Source organism: Shimia sp. (genome assembly GCF_039969785.1).
GTDB lineage: Bacteria > Pseudomonadota > Alphaproteobacteria > Rhodobacterales > Rhodobacteraceae > Shimia.
Genome location: NZ_JBDVNC010000007.1, coordinates 49,783 through 70,051 on the forward strand (window position 1 = coordinate 49,783; position 20,269 = coordinate 70,051).

The window sequence follows — 20,269 nt, forward strand, 5'->3', positions numbered from 1 at the left end:
ATCTTCGAACAAAACCCCAGTAATCTCTCACGACATAGGCCGTGCCCAAGAAAACAAGAGGCGCGGCAACAACGGTTCAACGGAGGAAAAAATGAAGTTTCTGCTTAGCACAGCACTATCCATGACATTGGCACTTGGCGCGACATCCGCAATGGCGGCTTGCGATGAGGGCGAAATGGTCATCAAATTTAGCCATGTCACAAACACTGACAAGCATCCCAAGGGCATCGCCGCGACGCTTCTTGAGCAACGCGTCAACGAAGAGATGAACGGTAAAGCCTGCCTTGAAGTCTTCCCGAACTCTACCCTTTATGATGATAATAAAGTGCTCGAAGCACTGCTTCAGGGTGACGTTCAATTGGCGGCCCCATCGCTGTCAAAATTTGAAAAGTTCACCAAACAATTCCGCATCTTCGACTTGCCTTTCATGTTTGAAGACATCGAAGCGGTTGATGCGTTCCAAGCGTCCGAAGCGGGTCAAGCTTTGCTCGATAGCATGCAGCGTCGCGGCCTTCAGGGTTTGACCTTCTGGCACAACGGCATGAAGCAAATGTCCGCCAACGTGCCATTGATGACACCAACCGACGCTAACGGGCTGAAGTTCCGCGTGATGTCATCTGACGTTCTCGTGGCGCAGATGGAAGCGATCGGGGGTGCCCCACAAAAGATGGCCTTCTCCGAGGTTTATGGAGCGTTGCAGCAGGGTGTTGTTGATGGACAGGAGAACGTTTGGTCGAACATCTACGGCAAGAAGTTTTTCGAGGTGCAGGACGGCATCACTGAAACCAATCACGGTGTTATCGACTATCTGGTCGTGACTAGTGTTGATTGGTTGGACAGCCTAGACGCGGATGTGCGCGAGCAATTCCTTACAATCTTGAAAGAGGTTACCGAGCTTCGCAATGCTGAGTCCTACGCGGTCAACCAAGCAAACCGTCAGGCCATCATTGATACAGGTGCAGAGGTTCGCACACTGACAGCTGCAGAGCGTCAGGCATGGGTCGACGCGATGAAGCCTGTCTGGGAACAGTTCTCTGGTGACGTCGGTCAGGACATGATCGATGCCGCACAGTCCTTCAACACTGGAAGCTGAACTTAATTCAATCGAGGGCGGGCAATCCGCCCTCGATGCTCAAAGGGAGGGTTCAGGATGGATCATTCAAAAGCGTTCACGGACCGCATTGAGGAAACGCTGATTGCAGGCATCCTAGGTGCTATGACGTTGATCACATTCGCAAATGTGGTGACGCGCCACGGCTTCAATCAGAACATTCTTTGGGCGTTAGAACTAACCGTCTTTCTGTTCGGATGGCTTGTGCTTCTTGGGGCGTCCTACGCGGTCAAGAAAGGCGCTCACCTCGGCGTCGATATTGTGGTCAATGCACTACCCTCGCAACCGCGCCGCATCATGGGGTTGGCAGCCGTGGCTGTGTGCATCTCATTCAGCTTGTTGATGCTAAAAGGCGCTTGGGATTACTGGGCCAACTTCGCCAATCTTCCGGGAACTGAAGGGCGCTGGTTTCCACTTGGCTTTGAAGAAACCTACCGCGGCAAGGGATGGTACGAGGTCAACGATATCCCGCATCCCGCCATTTTGGGATGGATGGAGAGTGTGTTCAACGAGGGCGAAGAATACGAAAAAATTCCACGCATGATACCTTACGTTGTTCTTCCTTTGTCGATGGCGCTCTTGCTGTTGCGCTTTGTGCAAGCGGGATGGGCGCTCTGGATTGGTAAGACTGACCGTGTCGTTGCGAGCCATGAGGTTGAAGACGAATTGGAAGAAATTCGTGAACAGATGCGGGGACAAAACTAATGGAAGTTGTCATCCTTTTCACATTGGTCATCGGTCTCATGCTCATCGGCGTGCCAATCGCGATCTCGCTCGGCATGTCGTCAGTCCTGTTCCTATTGGTCTTTTCGGACAGTTCTCTGGCGTCAGTTGCCCAAACCCTCTTCAGTGCGTTTGAAGGCCACTATACGCTTCTCGCCATCCCGTTCTTTATTCTGGCATCCTCCTTCATGACGACGGGCGGCGTTGCGCAACGCATCATTCGGTTCTCAATCGCCTGCGTCGGACATTTGCCGGGCGGCTTGGCGATTGCTGGGGTTTTCGCGTGCATGTTGTTCGCTGCTTTGTCAGGGTCTTCCCCTGCAACAGTTGTGGCAATCGGAACGATCGTCATCGGCGGTATGCGTCAGGTGGGCTATTCCAAGGATTTTGCCGCAGGCGTCATCTGTACTGCTGGGACATTGGGTATCTTGATCCCACCGTCGATCGTAATGGTGGTCTATGCCGCGTCGGTTGAGGTTTCGGTCGGTCGGATGTTTCTGGCTGGGGTCATCCCTGGATTGCTCGCCGGTTTCATGCTGATGACGACCATCTATGTCATCGCCAGAATTAAAAAATTGCCCAAGGGTGAGTGGCAGGGTTGGGGCGAAATCCTCGCCTCTGGCCGCGATGCAGGCTGGGGACTTTTCTTGATCGTCATCATCCTTGGTGGCATCTACGGCGGCATCTTTACGCCAACCGAAGCGGCAGCGGTCGCCGCAGTCTACGCGTTCTTCATCGCGACTTTCGTCTACAAGGATATGGGACCACTCGCTGATAGACAGGCGCGCAGCCTGTCCGCAGCGGCGGTGAATGAAACCCCCGGCAGCATTCCATTACGCCGCCGTCCTTGGGCCATTGTAACGGCGTTTTTCCATCCAGACACGCAACGTACATTGTTCGATGCCGGTAAGCTGACAGTTACGCTGCTGTTCGTGATCGCGAATGCGCTTATCTTGAAGCATGTTCTAACGGACGAACAAATCCCACAGCATATCGCCAATGCGATGCTTTCAGCCGGTTTCGGGCCGGTCATGTTCTTGATCGTCGTCAACATCATCCTGTTGATCGGCGGCCAGTTCATGGAGCCGTCGGGTCTATTAGTCATCGTCGCACCTTTGGTGTTCCCAATTGCGATCGAGCTGGGCATTGATCCAATCCATCTTGGCATCATTATGGTCGTAAACATGGAGATCGGTATGATTACGCCACCTGTCGGATTGAACCTTTTCGTGACTTCAGGGGTTGCTGGTATGCCTATGATGAGCGTGGTGCGTGCCGCATTGCCATTTCTCGCGGTGCTCTTTGTGTTCCTGATCCTTGTGACTTATGTGCCATGGATTTCAACGGTCTTGCCCAACACATTTATGGGCCCCGAGATTATCACGAAATAGTAGTGGCAAATGAAGCGAGTAACGGCGGGATCAATTTTGGTACTGCCGATTTTTCAAACTTCAGCGATATCGAAATTATCGTCATCACCAAGCGAAGCGGCCATTCAAGCAGACTGCGGCATTGGTCAATAAGGGCTATTCGCGGCCATTAGATCGGTTGCAGCATGTTCGCCTGAGGGGCCGCACGCCCCCAACATGAACGGCCCATTCCGGACATTGGTCACCTCCCTTCCTCGCCGCGGTGCGGCCCGTCAGACCGGACTTTCGCTGCGAGCGCAAGATCGGGCGTAGCCCGAGCTTACAGGTAGCAGATTTTGCGACTGTTCGACTTCCATTTCTGAATGGCTTGTTTCTTCAGATAACCACATTGGGAAGGACCGTCAGTTCATCGCTCCGCAGAAGATTTTCACCCGAAGCTGGGAACTCAACAGTCAGAAAAATACGTGAAGCTTTTCTCAAGTGTGCTGCCTCTGGTTCGGAATCGGACCGATCGCCCGTTAGTTCAATGTCTGAGCCTTGATCGACCATGGAAAGAAATATTTCTGCATGTATTGGACGCCCTGAAACAAGATCACGCTCATAATCGCAAGAACGATGACAGCAAACATCGCTTGTGCGAGGTCAAAGTTGGTCGTCGCAGATACGATCAGGTAACCAAGCCCCCTGTTTGACGTGATGAATTCGCCGACAACGGCGCCGATGACCGATAGGGTTATTCCGATCTTGAGGCCGCTAAAAATGAATGGGACGGCGTGTGGCATCCTGATTGTCAAAAGGCCCGTCAGAAAACCGGCACCTGTTGATCTGCTGAGGTCGAGATAGGCCTTTGGCGTGTCCAATATGCCGGTCGCCGTTGCCACCATGATTGGGAAAAAACACACAAGGAAATTTATAACCAGACGCGATTCAATTCCGGTCCCCAACATAACAACGATAATGGGAGCGACTGCGATCACAGGAATTGCATTGGCAAACACCAAAAGCGGGTAGATCGCCTCTGATGCGATCCGGTTCAATGAGATCAGGACGCCAAGCGGAATAGCGATAAGGACGGAGACGACGAAACCTGCGAGCACAGTGAAAAGCGTCGCCCAGATGTGAACCGGCATCGCGCCCAGTATCTGGCTTCCGGACGCCCAGATCGAGCTTGGCGCTGGCAAGAGATATGCGGGAACTTCGAACGCCCAGACATAGACCTCCCAAAGCAGAAGAAGTGCGGCGAGGCTGATAATCGGCAAGATGATGGGACGCATGATTAGTGGCCCTCTCCGGTGGTAACCTCGACTGGGGTCTTTCCGTAAATCGAAGCCCTGATGGTGTGTTCGATTTCAATTGCCTGCTCTGAATTCAATATATCCAGTGCACGTGGATAGGTGAAATCGACATTCAGCAGCTGGGAAATTCTGCCGGGAAAGGACTCCATCACGGCGATCTTCGTTGACAGGAATACGGCTTCGGGGATCGAGTGCGTCACGAACACAAAGGTCTTTCCGGTTTCCTGGTGAAGACGAATGAGCTCAAATTGAAGGTCCTCGCGCGTCATTGCGTCAAGCGCGCTGAATGGCTCATCCATCAACAGGATATCCGGGTCCATGACCAGCCCCCGTGCAATCCCCGCCCGTTGCTGCATTCCGCCAGACAAGCTGTCCGGTAATTGGTTGGCCACATGGGACAGCCCGACTTTTTCAAGCAATTCCATTGCTTGAACGCGATATTGCTTGACGAGCGATCTGGATTTTACGCGCACCGGGTAGAGAACGTTATCAAGAACACTTAACCAAGGAAGAAGGTTCGGGCTTTGGAACACAAGACCAATGTTGTCAAAACCGGGTTTGGCTGGGCCGCCGCCGACTTTGATGTTTCCGTGCGTCGGTTGTTCTAATCCGGCGATGCAACGCAGCAACGTAGATTTCCCGCAACCCGACGGACCTAGCAATGACAAAAACGCGCCGCCGTCGATTGCAAGATCGACGTCCTTCAGTGCAGTGAACGGATTTGCCCCGCCCGCTCCAAAAACCTTAGAGACATTTTCGATCTGAACGTCTTTCACAGAGAACCTGCCGAGAAACCTTTGGGATTGTACCTGAGCCAGAAGCGGTTGGTGAGCACAGGCAATTCAGAAGACCGCCTGTGCCAACCTGGCTCAGAAATTGTGGATGTAATCCGACATGCTGCCGAACTCAGCGGCCTGTCCCTGCGCCTTCATCGTATTCGAGTGGGTTGTGCGCACCCGTGTTTCATCCCAATTGAACCCGTTCTCAGCATGTGCAGACGAGTCAAAGATCAACTCGATCCCACCACCAATCGCGGCCAGCTCGGACTCGCGCTTTTTCTCGGGGAACAGTTCGAGCAAGGCATCAACGGCTGCCTCGGGATCGGTTGGCGCAGCCTTAAGGGCACATTGGGTTGCCTCCATTGCGCGCCGCGCGACATCGGGACGCTCGGCCAGGAATTGTTCGTTGGCGATCAACACACTTCCGTACATATCTAGGCTCTCACCAAAATGCACGAACTGGGGTGTCTTGCCCGCATTGCTGACGACAGCCGAAAGAATTTTCGACGTCGTAAGAAACGTGGTGTGCCCGTCGATTTTTCCTTGAAGAAGAAGCCCGAGGAGAGCCGAAAAATCTGCCTTCTCGGATTCAACTTTCGAAAAATCGCTTCCGGCAAGGTCCATTGCCAATGGTAACATCAGTATTCCAGCATCGCCCGGGCCGGACGCCAGCTTTTTTCCCTCCAGATCGGACACAGACCCAATCCCGGTCGATGCAACAGTCATGATCCCGAATGGGGCATCACTGTAGATCGGCGTCAGGGCCTTTACCTTGGCCCCGTTGTTCGAAACACCCAGCATCATTGTCCCAAAGTCGGCCATGCCAATGTCGCCCAAGCCAGCGGCGACTTTGGCCACGGTGTCGACACTTCCTGAGCCTCTGTCAAAAGAGAATTCGAGGTCGAGATCGGCAAAGCAGCCGTTTTTGGCGCCCGCGTACCAGGCGCTGTGAATTCCGCCAGGAATCCAATCAAACAGCATTTTCACCTGATCGGCTGCAGCACTGGCCTGAGGCAAAAGAGCGATTGAAACTGCGGTTGTGGCCGCAAAGAAATGTGATCTGAACATGATGTCCTCCCTTTGATGTTTGTGTTTAGCCGATGACAGAATCCACCGGCTGCATTTTGTCACTCGCAATTAGTCCCTTATCGGTGAAGCCGAATGCGGGGATGTTTGGAAGTGCAAGAAAATTCATATATATCAGCGCCATATCATCCGCATGGCCGCCTAGCTCGGCGCGGTAAACTTCCCTGATAGACTGCATTGCCTGCGCCACATCTTCCGCCTTGTTCTCTGACATCAAACCCGCCACCGGCAGCGCAAGCTCAGCGGCAACTTTACCGTCGCGCACAAGGACATATCCGCCACCAATTTCCTGCATCCGGTTGGCGGCAATGGCCATGTCTTCGTGATTGGCACCAAAGATTGCGATATTGTGGGCGTCGTGATTGACCGAGCATGCCAGCGCACCATGCGTCAACCCGGCGGTGTCAGAAAATCCGACACCAATACCACCATTTTTTCCGTGCCGTTCGACCATCGCCAATGCGTTGATGCGGCGGTCGCCATCCGGCTGCACCACCCCATCTTGAACGGACAGTTCCTCCTCGCGCGCCACTTTGCCTTTGCCTTTGGCATGCCCGACAACAAGAACTTTTGCCATATCGGTGTTGTTGATCGGATGACTGTGAAAATCCTCTGCCTTTAGAGGCTTTTGGTATTTGATCGTTGATTTCGTCCAATCGGGATAAACAGCCTGTTCGGTTGGGCCTTCATATTGGCTATCCGCATAAATAACCTTACCCCCAATGATCGTTGTTTCCACCGAGACGCTTTCAAGATCGGAAAGCAACAGAATGTCCGCTACGCGACCGGGCGAAATACTGCCGTAGTCATGTGCGATCCGAAGCCCTTGCGCCACATTGATGGTGGCGAACTGATAGGCTTCGACCACGCCAAAACCGGCTTCTATGGCAGTGCGTAGCCTATGGTCGATATGCCCTTCGTGCAGCAGATCGTGCGCGTGAATGTCGTCTGTGCAGAGCTGAAACTGCCGCGTATCCAGACCTTGTTCCTTAACGATTCTCGCAAGCTCCGCCAAATGTGAGGAATCCAAAACGCGACCGGGGCGAAGTGCCAAGACGGAGGCCATTCCCAGCCGGGTATTTTCGATAATCTCTTCGACAGTTCGCGCAACGTGCGAATCCTCGGGCCCGGCGGCCAGAAACGCCGCAAGCTCGCGTCCTCGCAGCCCCGGTGACTGGCCGGAAATCATACGTCCCAGCCTTTCGGCCAAGTCGAATTTCTGAAATTGCTCGTCGTCCTTCTCTAGGATCAGTCGGGGATTGATGTCTCCTGCAAGGCAAACCGCTTCCGGCCAATTGAAAAGCTCACCCGTCTCATCAACGCTGACCGATCCGTTGGAAGTTTCGATCCATTCGGGCATTGCCGGAATCCGCCCCGGGACGCGAAAGTGGGTGCGTAGCGGCGAACTCGCCGCTTCGTCAAAGAGCGCGCGCATTCCGGGAATGCCAAGAACGTTGCCCATTTCATGGGGATCGGCGGCGATCATTGTCGTTCCGCGCGGTATGACCATGCGTGAGTATTCGCGCACTGTCAGCATTGAGCTTTCGATATGGACGTGGGGATCGATGAAGCCTGGTGCGGCGAATTTCTCGCGTCCGTCAATTGTTGACTCGCGACCTTCTCCACCCTCGCCTGCGGGCAACACAGCAGCAATCCGGTCACCTGCAATCAAGATATCCGCCGGGTGAATCTCTCTGCTCAAGACGTTTACGAGGTTCACGTCCTTGATCACAACGTCCGGTTCCTGCCGCCCCATCGCGACGTCCACCAGTTCCCCTCTGTCCCTCACAATCCGGCATCCTCCTGCCAAAAATCTTGATCCTATATCCTATAGGATTATACTAATTGTCAACGGACGTGTGAAAATCCACAATATACGTAAGGTCGGTGAGCCATGGTTCGGCCAAGTAGGGAAGCGCAGCAAATGACACAGATTCAAAGACCTGTCGGTGTTTCCGATGCCTCGGCCAAAGACGTTTACAGATCCCGCACGAGGTCTGCATCAGATGCGTGCGCTGACTATTTACGGTCACAAATCGTCTCGGGTGAGATCGAAGATGGTGCCCCAATCGTGATTGATCGGGTCGCCGATTCCCTTGGTGCCTCCCACACTCCTGTGCGTGAAGCCATCCGACGGCTGGAGGCTGAAGGCCTTGTCAAATATGTGCCGAACCGGGGTGCACGCGTACGGGGATTGAGCCGTCCGGAGTTCGAAGAACTGGTGGAACTGCGGGTCGCGACTGAACCCTTGGCCCTTGGGAGGGCGATCAAGAACGCTGTACCGGGCGACTTTATGTCGGCGGATTTTGAGTTTCAGGAATGGCAAAAAGGCGTAGGTTCTCAGGAAATGCTGGCCCAGCAATGGGCGTTCTTCAAATCGATGTATGAGCCGTCTGGCCTGGTACGCACTTTGGAGGTTATCGATGCCAATTGGCGGTTGATCGAAAGATATCACAAGTTCGCCTGGACCACGTCCGAGGAAGTACGCGAAACGGATTATCGACTAAAGCTCGCCATTTTGAAAAGCAGTCGCGCCAGAGATCAGGATGCCGCCAAGGCAGCACTTGTGGATGCAATTGAATGGGGCGCGTCATTGGTAAGAAAGAAACTGAGCTGATGATGATCTGCGCAGGTTATTCTGCTTATCGCGTAGTGCACCAGTCCTAGTACGGTCAATCCGTCGTCGTTTCACCGTCACTACTGACATCTAAGGCGGCGCAGCATCCTGTGATATGTAACCTCGGTCAACGTTGGGTTGTCGTTTAGGGAGGGAATGGCGGATCGGAGGAACAGTCATGGAAACACCAAACCTACCTGCCATTCGCGCGCTTCGCCCTGCATGGAACAAAGGACGTATCGTGGGTCAGAAGCGACCGCTGAAGCCAAAGCATGTTTGGGCAATACGCGTTCGGCTCGAGCTGGCTGAGAACCATCGCGACCTCGCCCTATTCAATATGGCAATCGACAGTAAACTGCGCGGCTGCGATCTAGTCAAAATGAAGGTCGTCGACGTCATGGCGTCCGGCCAGATGAAGGAACGAGCTTCGGTTCTTCAAAGCAAAACCCAAAAACCTGTCCGCTTTGAAATCTCGGAAGGTACCCGGGCCTCGGTCGAGAAATGGATGGAAGACGAACTCATGGTCGGATCCGAATACCTTTGGCCCGGCCGCTTCCATGAGCGCCTGCACATCTCGACCCGCCAGTATGCGCGGATCTTCCGGGACTGGGTGACCTCGATCGGGCTAGAAGCAACCGCTTATGGTACTCATTCGATGAGGAGAACCAAGGTCACGCAGATCTACAAGAAGACAGGCAACCTCCGGGCTGTTCAGCTTCTCCTCGGTCACACGAAGATGGACAGCACGGTTCGATACCTTGGTGTAGAACTTGAGGATGCATTGGCTATTGCTGAAGCTATTGAAATATAGACCAAAGGGCTGTTCGCGAAGACGGCCCACAGAAGACATTCCCCGCGTCAGTCCGCGCCGCGATGCAGCTTCACTGAACCGGACTTTCGCCGCGGACGCAAAATACGGTGGTTCGCGAACTGGTGGTCTGCGCGACAAAGCAGAAGTCTAGGTTGCTTGCTCCAGCCACTGAACTGCTTTTTCACGAACATCTTGGGGAATTTCTGCCGCTCTACGCGTCTCGAGGCTCAACATCACACATTTGAATACTGTCTCGAATGCAACCGCGTCACCCTCAGCCCGTATCAGGCGATGTCTGAAAGTCATCGATTTAGAACCAATTTCAATGATTGAGGTCTCCAACCTTATCGCATCACCTGCCGACATTTCAGCGCGGAAGTCGCTTTGGGCATTGACCACTGCGAATGAGAGCCGTCGGCCATTGCGCATATCATTTGCTGTCAGCCCCATCTCTGACTGGATCGCGAAAACCCCATCTGAACAGGCGGCGAAATACCGGGAGACGTTCATGTGGCCAAGAAAATCGCAATCGGATGGATCGACCACAGAACGAAATGAAGTCATAGCAGGCATCGTCATACTCCTTGTTCTAGTCCGGGAGCATATATCCAAGACTGCATCCAATCAAAGTCCGCTTCAGGCGGCGGTTTCAACGGGTCGACGCAATCCTGTTATCCGCAAAAAGACGCCTACATGACATCGTTCATCCAAAGGCGGAAAGTCGAAATGCTCTTCGCTCATCTGAAGCGATATATTGGCGTGCCGATGATGCGACTTCGAGGACCCAAAGGCGCATACGAACAGTTCCAGCTCGCAGCCACAGCTCAAAACCTTCGCAAACTCGCAAAACTGGCTCCGCAACCAGAACCAACAGGCTGAGAGGAATGGACCAGCTGCTTTGGGCTTCGCCCATCGGCAGCTCTTACCACTCCGAGATTCGGACGTTCCGAAATGATACAGAGACGTTGTCTGTATCCAGTATATCCATGCCACCAAACAGACCGTATCTGAACTGAATCTCACCACCTTCGGCCAAATTGGGTCGGCCAGTTGTATTGATGATCACCTCACCATCGCACTCAACCACGAACACGCCGGGCGTTTTATCTTTGAGGGATTTGCGCGGCGTCGAATCGTACAGGATCCGCACGGAAACACTATGCCAGTCGCCAAAATCTCCAGCAGAGATGCATTCTTTCGCTCGGAAGGTGTAGCCATCATTGTTCAGCTCGAAACCATACAGCATATCGGCGCCAGTTTCGAATTGGCCTACGGTTAATCGTGCGTTGTTTGCATTGTAGCTGAAGTCCTCCGGGATGTAGATCTCCCACTCGTATAAGCGCCGATCTCCGGCGCCTGACGTCGATGTTTCGTAATACTCGATCCTGTTTCGGGAGCGTCCGCAATCGGAGGTTTTTTTCTGCAATTCGGCAGAAAAGTATTCATGGTCGCTGCACTCGCCGGGAAGAAGCTGGAACGTCTCACTTCCGTCGGCATGGCGAACGGGTGCATCCTTACGCGGAGCGGTAAGGTCAAAACTCGTGGCAAAAGCCGGGTTGGCCAAAAGCAATGCAACTGAAATAGCGAGAGTACGTGACGGCATGGCTCCTTTCGCAGTTCCGATCAGTAGAATGCTCGCAATTCTCTTTAAGCGTTTCATCAAGTATCCTCCATATTGGGAGCGGACGGTTCCTCCGGTTGCCGAAGAGCTACTGTCGGAGAAGTCGGTTTAGCGGCCCTTGGTGATGGTCGAATGGGAGAGCCAGAGGATGCCTTTTGGCAAACGAAATAACTTGAAATCTTTTGAAATCCGTCTCGGAACCGTTACCCTGGATAGCGCGTCAGGACGAGTCTTCGACGGCGCGGGAGGCGAGCTCGATCTGCGCCATCAATCGCGTGAAGTCTTATCGGTTCTTGCCGGGGCACCTGGTCGCACAATCACCCGAGAGGTTTTGATTGACCGTATCTGGTCTGGCAGGGAAGTCTCGCCGGACAGCGTGGCGCAGTGCATCGCTGAGATTCGGCGGGTGCTAGGTGATGTGGAGAAAACCATCGTCGAGACTGTGCCGCGTGAGGGCTACCGACTGGTTCTGCCCCATCCAATTAGCGAGCCTCGGCATTGGTGGAATAAGCTCGGTCCTGCACTGGTTCTAGCCTCCCTGTTGCTCGCCGCTCTTGTCGTTGCATTTGCCCTGACCCGCCCCGGCACATTGAACGACGCGCCGGTAGTCGCGGTCTTGCCGTTCGAAGATTTCAGCAACCCGCCTCACCAAGGTTTCCTGAGCGACGCGATAAGCGAAGGCATTACAACTGCACTAGCTCTGTATCCGCAGATGGATGTAGTTTCGCGTCGTTCAAGTTTTCAGTTCCGCAATTCTCCAGAAGGCATCGCCGAGATATCCAAGGCACTTGGGGCAGACTTTGTTCTTGAGGGCAGCCAACAATACGACGGTTCGCGCATTAGAATCACGGCCCAGTTGATCGATGGAGTCACGGAGGCGCATATCTGGGCAGGCGAGATCGACGCTCCACTGGGTGCTATGCTTGAATCAAACAGCGAGATCAGCAGAAAAATTGCAGCAGCAGTTGGAACCAGTGTGATCGATACAGCTGAAGCGAGTATGACTGCTGGCGATGTCAGTGCGCTAATGATCTCAAATGCAGCGCAAAGCAGGATTATGCGAAATTTCACCCGCGAAAACCTGTTAAAGAATATTGAAGAACAGGAACAGTCCATGATGGAATATCCGAATTCCGCGTGGGGATTTCTGGGACAGGCTTTGTCGTTACGTATCGGGCTCCACTACGGCTGGATCGACGGCGATGAAGCCGCACTCCGTGACCGAATGATCAGTCTTGCTCGCCGAGGCGTCGAACTCGATCCTAATAATTTCATGGCCTACCATGCGCTCGGGCGAGCTCTGATGTTCAATGGCAAAGTGAAAGACGCAACACACGCCTTTCAGCGCGGCATCGAATTGAACCCTTCGTCCACCATCGTTGGAAACGGGCTTGCGGTGTCGCTGATATACTTGGGAAAAACGGATGAAGCCTTGGAGATAATTGACAAGCTGGAGCGCATTGATCCTCTCAAACACTTTGACCTGCAATGGAACAAGGCATGGGCGTTGTGGCAGAATGGAGAATGCGACGCTGCTCTAGACGCTTTCAAGTCAGCACCCTCAATGCCGACCGCAGCCAACAAACTACTTGCGGCCATCCACTACTGCATTGGCGACGAGGACGATGCGGCCAAGGCCATGGCCGACTATCTCTCAGAGAACCCTGACTGGTCCGTTTCGAGGGTGAGGGAAATGGAAGCCAAAATGTGGACCGCCCCTGGCGCTCTGGATCGTTGGGTGGTCGCTATGGAAAGGGCCGGGATGCCTCAGAAGTGATCGTGTCTCGCGATCACGACAACATTCATTATGCAAGCGCGGGCGGAGCTCAGGGTGGCTATTAACTGCCACGCGGCGCCTCGGGTTCAAATTAGGGCTCGCTTTGGGCTCTTCGCGGTCGTTAGATCGCGTGCAGCATGTTTATTTTCTATGTCGCCCAGCTAGTTCAAGGACGGCCCTGACCCGACCTTCATAACCTTCCAATCCAACGGCAGCTTTGTGAGCAAATTGAAGGCCCCCTAAAATTAAGTTCATCCCACGTTTTCAACAATCAATCCAATGCGCTCAACTGTCCATATGGTCGCGACTACAATGCAGCCTGCCGCCGTTCCGCTCTGAGCCACACGCCAGATCGTGAAGTTTGTGTGACGTAGGAGCCGGAAAAATGGCCAGACGGCTAAAACGATCGCAAGCTGACCGAGCTCGACACCAATATTGAAGGCCAGAAGGCTTTGCCAGATATTGGGCGAGGTGACTTGCAGTATGTTCTGTAGAACAAAGGAAAATCCCAAGCCATGCAGGAGTCCGATAGCGCAGGTGACAACAAAAGTGGACCTCTCGTTTTCGCCGCGCACGCGCGATGGCCGGATGGCAATCGCGCCCGCATAGATGATGGAAAGCGCGATTCCGGCCTCTATTGCGGGCACAAACCACGCACCGGATGGGACAAAGCCGAAAAACCCAACTGCAAGCGTCACACTATGCCCCAGCGTAAAGCCCGTTACGCGCCACAAAAGGCTCCTCAGACGTGCAGCACCGACAACAAGGCAAACAATAAACAGAACATGATCAAGGCCTTCCAGGATATGTCGGACACCCTCAAGGATGAATGTGCCGACAGCAGAAAGCGAGGATCGCGATATTTCAACAGGCTCCAGCATCAGGCCGCGTGAGCGAAAAACTTTCGCGCCGCCGGGGCCGTAATCAAGAATTAGATTGGCCGTAAACTCCTGATCAGGCAGTCCCGGGTTCAAGTTGCTCGAGACCGTATATGACCGCACAGGTGTCCCTGTGTCGTAGCGCAGGACCACATCCACGACCGCGTCACCCACATAAAGCTTCGGTGGGTTCTCTGGAATATTCGCTATGGTGTTAAATGAAGCATGCGCCTCATCAAGGGTGGCGAATTCCGGCTGTGAACCCACACGGTAGAGATGAACCTTTTCAACTGTTCCCGGCATCCGCTTGCCGTTTAACTCAAACTCAAAACCAGCTTGGGCCAGTTCTCCAAGGTTAGTGGCGTTGGGCCTGAGCTGGTCGAAATTGACGAAATGCGCAACTACACCGTCCTCAAGCGCGTTTGATGTAAAGGGGGCGGGTTCGGGTAAGCCATCTGCTCGGACAGGTCCAATTTTGCCTGCCACCAGATAGGGCATCGGAGTGCGTAGGTGCACACGCAACCCATCGGCGAGGTGATCGACATGTAGTATCCGAACATTTAGGTTAAGCAGAAAGTGGGCGCTTGTTGAAACGGCGACGGATGCGAGACAAAACGCAAGAATGATGCCAAAGGCTCTGCGCCCGAATACTCGACTGAAGGCCTGCTTTTCGCTGGTCGCTCGCATGTCAGTTTGACTGCCTGGCGTCTATGACCGTTATTCCGGCCAGTTTCCAGACGTTTGCATCTTCGATCAACTCAACCACTGCCCGGTAGGAAACACCTCGTTTGTGATTGTGCCCCCAATGCCCGGCGCTGGCTTTTACGCTCCAAGAAACCACGGCCTGAAAGCCGGTACCGCTTGCCAGCGAACGAGTATCTTTCAGCTCTACGTCTTGCACCGAATCCACCCGGGCAAACCCGCCACCCGCCACCCGGATCACCAAAGCCCTATCGAGTTCCTCTGTCACCTCACGCATCGCGTTTCCCGCCACAACTGTCTCCAGTTCCTGGTTTCGACGCTGAGCAGTGGATTCCAGATTGGCGATATTCACGTTTTCGATGACCGCTTTAAAAATCCTGGAAGAAGTTTCCTCATCAGGCAAGCGATCAAGGGGATTGACGATGTTGGTGAGCATGAATGACGTACTCAAGGCACCAACAACCAACCCGACCCCGGATACGCCCAGAAGAACAACCCGCAACGCTCCACGTCGCCCAATTGCAAATACAGCCGCGATCACCGAAGCAATCACAAGCATGGCTGACAGAAGTGGCACCTGAAAGATGTTTTGTACGGGTATGACAACTTCCGTGACCTTGGGTTCTTCATAAGTGCGCAGGTAGTTTTTCCAGACAATCGTGGGGGAATCAGTGGAAATCAGGTTTAGAAACGGACCAGCCGGATCGGTGGCCGTTGCCCGAATGCTGGTGTGACGTTCATTGAATAATTCCCAGTCAACGGTCACGTTCTGGGGAAGAGCAGGAACCGGGAACGTCAGAATTACTCCCAAAATGGCATTGGGCAAATCAAGGCTATCTCCACCCTCGACAATCTGAAGGCCGGACGATGATACGGCTAGGAATTCGACGCGACTGGAAACGGCTTTGACTGGTTCACCGTCTATCACGACAGGGTTCTTCGCCATGAAAAAGGTGCGGGCGGCCTCCTTGATCGCATTCTGCGCCTCGGCTTCCAGAATGCCGGTTTCCGCCAGGTTCAGATCGGTCCAGGCCCCAAGGTCGCGAACCCGGATCAGGGTTTCATGGCGTACCTCTCTTGGCTCGACATAGAGAAATGTCATAAGGGCGGATGTATGGTGCCGCTTGAGGTTCTTGTTGTCAAAGCGCGTGTACCAGGGGTCTTGCCAGTCAAGGCGAAGGGGTTCGGGGCCGCTGAGATAGCGGAAATCAATCACCGGGACGGTTTTGTGAAATGCGATAAAGCCAATGCTGGCTTTGACAGCCCCGTTCGACTTGGTCGGCGGAACAAATACCAGACTGTCCGGGCGTGTTTCGAACGAGTATTTCAGTTCGGCAAAATAAACCCTTTTGTCGTCGGGTGATTTTGGGGTGGGCAGTTGCGACAAAGCGTTTTGTGAAGAGGCAAGCGCCGCCGATCGGTCGACCCGCGTTCGCGGTTCGGCAACCAGCAATTGAGGCACTAGCCTTGTTCCGTCCGCGATGATTTGCAGTCCTTCGCGGGAAAACTTGTCAAGCCTCTCATCCAGCGATGCTCGTTCGGAGGTATCGGAACTCAGAAACTCGTTTGGGAGCAAGTCACGAAATACACCCAGATCGCCAACATATACTTCCAGCTTGACGACGACTCCGTCGTCCTGAACGGTGATCTCCGCGATATTTGGGGCAACAGCTGCTCCATTCAATGGCATCAGGTCTGCCTGTGCGGGCGACGGGGTGAGAATTGCAATAATACCCAAAGCAAGGTACCACAGCACGCCCCACCCGGTCGTTAGCAGTCCGTTGGACCGATACGTCAAACCCCGCAACCATATGTCGACAAAATCGTCACAATTCATTTAGTAAATTTGACTCTGCTGCAACTTCGCGCCCAGGGGCGTCCTCGGCACTTCCGGTATTTTCCCGCTTGTATCTATAGGCTGACCAGCCACGAGGACCACACCGTTCTGGAGTTAGTCCCCTGGATACACAAATTCCCGTCCCAGCGCCTCGCTGGCCTCATTGTAAACGCCACGCAACGCATCATCGACCTCGCCCCAGCGGCCGCCGATAATGAAGTCGGAATATCCCATTGAATCAACCGAAACATTCATTCTTTCGCTATAGTTTGGGATGTCTTCGTCGCGCGGAAGCTCGGGTTTCCCTGCGAGCGGGGGGGCCCACGTGGCCTCCTCAACAACGGCCATCCTTACGCGAATCTCGTCCTTGGTGATGTTCCAAACCATAAAATCTTCGGCCAGGCTGAGCGGCCCGTCATAGGTTGTTCTGACCCGGTCGTTGATTGCCGCAGTCGTGTCAAAATCCTTGAAGAAGTGATACGCCACTGCAATGCGCGGCTTGATCTCTTGCATTACTTTTCCAAACGCCTCCGGAGAAGTGTGAATCTGAGTTCCGACCACGAGTGCCTGTTCTGGCGTGAACCCCATCTTGCTAATAAGGTCCGGTACGGCCACGAAACATTCGTGGATAGCAATATCGGCATCCTTTGAATACTCGACAAACCACTTATTGGGATAAGTGTCAGAACCAAACACAAACTTCAGATCATTCCATTCCAAACTGAAGCTCACTGGCCCATCAAGCGAATGGACTGCCGGAAACGATCTGACTGTTACGCCGTTGTCTTGGTAGACCACAGCGTTTTCCGCCGCGTAATCGAACTCGGAGACCTCAAGTTCATATCCACGAAAATCCACCAGACCCACACGGCCGGCCAGATCCCAAGTGTACATTTCTTCCATCTTCTTGATCGCATAGGCAGTTCCCAGTTCAGGAACACGTCCACTTGGTCCCCAGATACGAAGTGGCTTCTGGCGCCCCATAAGTGCGCCACCAATGAACAGCTCTGCCAACGAGCCAAAATGATCTGCGTGCAAGTGTCCAATGAATACCTTGTCCAGGTAATCGTAGGGGATTTGCAGGGAGGATATCCGTTCCGCCGAACCTGTTCCGATATCGAAGAGGAACTTGTCACCATTGCCAAGTTCTACAAGAAAACAAGCTGCCGCCTGTGCGGCCCGCGTGGTGGGCATCCCCGTACCGCAGGCGATCACCCGCATTTCATCTGCGGCTAGGTCCTCGGTGTTCGGGTAATAAGTATCGCGATCAGCGCGCGCTTTTGTTGGGGATATCAATTGTTCCTGCGCCACTAGTTGCACCGGTGCGCCTGCGGCAAAGATACTCAAGGCGATGGCACCCATGAAGCTTGAAAGAATGGATCGCTTGCGGGATTCTGATTTCGTGTGCGAAACTAAGATCACATTACTCTCCTTAAACTGTGGCATCATGAACAAAAGCATATCCTCAACAAGACACAGGAGTCCAGTTCAAAAAGGCAGCCTTGGCAGGCGCGCAACAGGGCGTGTTTCAAAGCGTCAATGGCTTGAGGCGGCTCTTGCAATGTTGGCCGCAGACGGTGTTGGGAGCGTGAAAATTACCGCTCTGGCCAAAGCACTGAACATTTCCAAGAGCGGTTTCTACTGGCACTTTAAGGACCGAGAGGATTTGCTAGAGGAGATGAAGGCCTACTGGGCGGATGAATTCAGCAAGAAAATTATTTCGGAAATTTTGAAGCAGAAAAGATCACCTGAGGAGAATTTGCTGAGCACAGTCGAATTAGTCCGGAACCAGCAGGGCAGTAAATTCGATCTGGCTTTCACGGCTTGGGCGCAGAGCGATCCTTTGGTTCGTGAACTCGTAGATAAAGTCAGGGATATGCGCATTTCCTTTGTAAGAAATCTATTGGCAAGTACCGGCTACACCGGAGCTGACCTTGAAGCCCGCGCGAGGCTTTTCGTGGTCTATTTTTCATGGTCTGAAGTTATGTACCGGGAAAAACCTGCTGGGCTGGAGGGTGAGCCATTAGATGAAATCTTGAATATTCTTATCCGTCGAACAAGCTCCTAAGCGCGGCAATTCTCTTACCCACAGATTTGGTTTTGGGACAAATGGCCAAGAATTGCTGACAGGATTCAAATCCAAAGGGGTGTCTGGCTCTGGATCACTGCAGACCTTGATTCACACCGCAGAGAATGACCGGTTCCCGCCCATTGTGTTGAAAAACTCGAGTATTATGCGCGCCCGTTTTTCTGCCAATTTCCATTACCTTTTCAAAGTCGACACCACTTGCCCAGAGCGGGCCATGACAGCCTCTCATATCGCTGATCCGGTATTTTGGCCGACACCCAACCTAAAATTTCGAAGGCCTCTCAACGGGAAATTTGTTCACTGGTTTTCGGCAAAAATAGAGTTTTTCAACAGAATACGCCAAAAGATCCGAATGCCGCGCTGCAATCGATATCTTTCTAAAGCTTCTCCGGCGCAGCGCCTTCAACAGCCCCCAGAACATCCTTTACAGATACCCCAATCACCTTCAGCACGACGACCAGCTCCACAACATCCAACCTGCGCTCCCCAAGCTCATACTTACCTACAAATGAAGCTGGTTTGCCCAACCGCTCCGCCAGTTGCGCCTGCGATAGCCCAGCGTCTTGCCTCGCCAGCACCAATGCCTTCAACAGGTCTTGATATGCTCTTGTTCTGACGGCCCCTGCCATGACTCATAACTCCAAGTAGAAAGATATGAGCAGTTACCCCTGTTATGGGTTTACCCCCAAAACAGGGGTGTTATGGTGCGACATCACTTGTTTTAACCAGCTGTTTCAGCGCCATCTAAGGATAACATCATGCCACCAAATCCTATCCCCAACTTCACCGTTCGCCGCCGGGCCCCGCTGATTGATCGCGTCGCGCTCTATGGCGAGTTTGCCTCCGTGATGATCCCGCGCACTAAGCTGCACGACGATATGATCAATCGTGCGGCTTATGTTTTCATAACGGGCTGCTACCCTTCACACCTGCGCCCCAGAAGCGCTGCGATCCTCAAACAGATCACACGGCACTTTCGGCGTCCGAGTAGCCTCGACGGGCGCAATGGGGATCGCCTTCTGCACGATGACGCCATCCGCGATTTGAGGCTCAGGAGCCATGAGATGGTCAACGCTGTTCAGGAGAGAGTAAGCCAACGGTTTTACATCCAGACTGATCGTGGCCCTGACACCCGCCGTGGCTACAGCAAGATTTTCATGTTCAGACGGCACACAGACCAAATGGTCATTGATAAGATCACGATCAATTTGGAAGGGGCAGTAAAACCGGGATGGGATTGAACGCAAAAGTACGGGCACTGGATAGACACTACTGATGTTTTGCCAGCAGGAGTGGCCACGTCGCTTGTCAGAGAGAAAGAGGCCAGCACTCATCCAGTGCCCGTACACCAACCCTCCCATAAACACTCCAGGTTCGTCAAGGCAAATTAGTATTTTAATGTTTACTATCAATTAGCTACACGTGTAGCCTGCGTTTTCCTGCTGATAGCACACCCATCAAATACGCCGCATAACGTAGCCTGATACACCTTCGCCTCTACCACGGCGGCGGGCGCCAGAAGTTCAGAGAAAAGTTACCTTTTGGTTACCTTTATACTCTTCTTTTTTCCTTC

Annotated in this window: 18 protein-coding genes and 1 pseudogene; 9 read left to right on the top strand and 10 right to left on the bottom strand. The window is 53.3% G+C overall.

Annotated elements, in window-relative coordinates; genetic code table 11:
* Positions 1-91: 91 nt before the first annotated feature.
* From ABJI08_RS04305 to ABJI08_RS04315, 3 genes are read left to right on the top strand one after another with little or no spacing between them, the layout of a single operon-like run.
* On the top strand, positions 92-1,093 hold the full coding sequence (locus tag ABJI08_RS04305; protein WP_348400596.1) for a TRAP transporter substrate-binding protein: 1,002 nt from the start codon (positions 92-94) through the stop codon (positions 1,091-1,093).
* A 57-nt stretch (positions 1,094-1,150) separates the two neighbouring features.
* Positions 1,151-1,816 carry a TRAP transporter small permease gene (locus ABJI08_RS04310; protein ID WP_348400597.1) on the top strand — a complete coding sequence of 222 codons (666 nt, stop codon included), beginning with the start codon at positions 1,151-1,153 and terminating at the stop codon, positions 1,814-1,816.
* Positions 1,816-3,225 carry a TRAP transporter large permease gene (locus ABJI08_RS04315; protein ID WP_348400598.1) on the top strand — a complete coding sequence of 470 codons (1,410 nt, stop codon included), beginning with the start codon at positions 1,816-1,818 and terminating at the stop codon, positions 3,223-3,225. Before ABJI08_RS04310 ends, ABJI08_RS04315 begins: the two co-directional genes overlap by 1 nt.
* A 497-nt stretch (positions 3,226-3,722) precedes the next feature.
* Here ABJI08_RS04315 and ABJI08_RS04320 read toward each other — a convergent pair whose 3' ends face one another.
* From ABJI08_RS04320 to ABJI08_RS04335, 4 genes are all read right to left on the bottom strand, one after another.
* A complete protein-coding gene (locus ABJI08_RS04320) occupies positions 3,723-4,478 on the bottom strand; it encodes an ABC transporter permease (protein ID WP_348400599.1) in 756 nt (251 codons plus the stop codon).
* 2 nt (positions 4,479-4,480) lie between these two features.
* Complete coding sequence (locus ABJI08_RS04325; protein WP_348400600.1) at positions 4,481-5,275, bottom strand: ABC transporter ATP-binding protein; 795 nt, start codon at positions 5,273-5,275, stop codon at positions 4,481-4,483.
* 93 nt (positions 5,276-5,368) lie between these two features.
* Positions 5,369-6,346, bottom strand: a complete 978-nt coding sequence (locus ABJI08_RS04330; RefSeq protein WP_348400601.1) for an ABC transporter substrate-binding protein — start codon at positions 6,344-6,346, stop codon at positions 5,369-5,371.
* Between the two features lie 25 nt (positions 6,347-6,371).
* On the bottom strand, positions 6,372-8,153 hold the full coding sequence (locus ABJI08_RS04335) for an adenine deaminase C-terminal domain-containing protein (RefSeq protein ID WP_348400602.1): 1,782 nt from the start codon (positions 8,151-8,153) through the stop codon (positions 6,372-6,374).
* A 135-nt stretch (positions 8,154-8,288) separates the two neighbouring features.
* Here ABJI08_RS04335 and ABJI08_RS04340 point away from each other — a divergent pair, with 135 nt between their 5' ends.
* On the top strand, positions 8,289-8,981 hold the full coding sequence (locus ABJI08_RS04340) for a GntR family transcriptional regulator (RefSeq protein WP_348400603.1): 693 nt from the start codon (positions 8,289-8,291) through the stop codon (positions 8,979-8,981).
* 178 nt (positions 8,982-9,159) lie between these two features.
* Complete coding sequence (locus tag ABJI08_RS04345; RefSeq protein ID WP_348400604.1) at positions 9,160-9,792, top strand: tyrosine-type recombinase/integrase; 633 nt, start codon at positions 9,160-9,162, stop codon at positions 9,790-9,792.
* A gap of 147 nt (positions 9,793-9,939) precedes the next feature.
* Here the strand turns inward: ABJI08_RS04345 and ABJI08_RS04350 are convergent, their stop codons facing one another.
* Positions 9,940-10,365: a thioesterase family protein gene (locus ABJI08_RS04350; RefSeq protein ID WP_348400605.1), complete on the bottom strand. Its 426-nt coding sequence runs from the start codon at positions 10,363-10,365 to the stop codon at positions 9,940-9,942.
* Between the two features lie 111 nt (positions 10,366-10,476).
* On the opposite strand from ABJI08_RS04350, the pseudogene ABJI08_RS04355 reads away from it, so the two are divergent.
* Positions 10,477-10,671, top strand: a pseudogene (locus tag ABJI08_RS04355) (transposase); the annotation flags it as partial.
* 43 nt (positions 10,672-10,714) lie between these two features.
* On the opposite strand, the gene ABJI08_RS04360 reads toward ABJI08_RS04355, so the two are convergent.
* Positions 10,715-11,452: a hypothetical protein gene (locus tag ABJI08_RS04360; RefSeq protein ID WP_348400606.1), complete on the bottom strand. Its 738-nt coding sequence runs from the start codon at positions 11,450-11,452 to the stop codon at positions 10,715-10,717.
* A gap of 109 nt (positions 11,453-11,561) precedes the next feature.
* Between ABJI08_RS04360 and ABJI08_RS04365 the strand changes: the two genes are divergently transcribed.
* Positions 11,562-13,190, top strand: coding sequence for a winged helix-turn-helix domain-containing protein (locus ABJI08_RS04365; RefSeq protein WP_348400607.1), 1,629 nt, complete (start codon positions 11,562-11,564; stop codon positions 13,188-13,190).
* 251 nt (positions 13,191-13,441) lie between these two features.
* Here ABJI08_RS04365 and ABJI08_RS04370 read toward each other — a convergent pair whose 3' ends face one another.
* From ABJI08_RS04370 to gntH, 3 genes are all read right to left on the bottom strand, one after another.
* The gene (locus ABJI08_RS04370; RefSeq protein WP_348400608.1) at positions 13,442-14,584 is read right to left on the bottom strand and encodes a HupE/UreJ family protein; all 1,143 of its coding nucleotides are present in this window, start codon (positions 14,582-14,584) and stop codon (positions 13,442-13,444) included.
* A 172-nt stretch (positions 14,585-14,756) separates the two neighbouring features.
* Positions 14,757-16,607 carry a hypothetical protein gene (locus ABJI08_RS04375; protein WP_348400609.1) on the bottom strand — a complete coding sequence of 617 codons (1,851 nt, stop codon included), beginning with the start codon at positions 16,605-16,607 and terminating at the stop codon, positions 14,757-14,759.
* 114 nt (positions 16,608-16,721) lie between these two features.
* On the bottom strand, positions 16,722-17,969 hold the full coding sequence (gntH, locus tag ABJI08_RS04380) for a guanitoxin biosynthesis MBL fold metallo-hydrolase GntH (protein WP_348400610.1): 1,248 nt from the start codon (positions 17,967-17,969) through the stop codon (positions 16,722-16,724).
* Between gntH and ABJI08_RS04385 the strand changes: the two genes are divergently transcribed.
* A complete protein-coding gene (locus ABJI08_RS04385; protein ID WP_348400611.1) occupies positions 17,968-18,675 on the top strand; it encodes a TetR/AcrR family transcriptional regulator in 708 nt (235 codons plus the stop codon). The genes gntH and ABJI08_RS04385 overlap by 2 nt on opposite strands.
* Positions 18,676-19,073: 398 nt before the next feature.
* On the opposite strand, the gene ABJI08_RS04390 is transcribed toward ABJI08_RS04385, so the two are convergent.
* A complete protein-coding gene (locus tag ABJI08_RS04390) occupies positions 19,074-19,325 on the bottom strand; it encodes a helix-turn-helix transcriptional regulator (RefSeq protein ID WP_348400612.1) in 252 nt (83 codons plus the stop codon).
* 129 nt (positions 19,326-19,454) lie between these two features.
* Between ABJI08_RS04390 and ABJI08_RS04395 the strand changes: the two genes are divergently transcribed.
* Entirely contained in the window at positions 19,455-19,937 is a 483-nt protein-coding gene (locus ABJI08_RS04395; protein ID WP_348400613.1) for a hypothetical protein, read from the top strand.
* Positions 19,938-20,269: the final 332 nt, after the last annotated feature.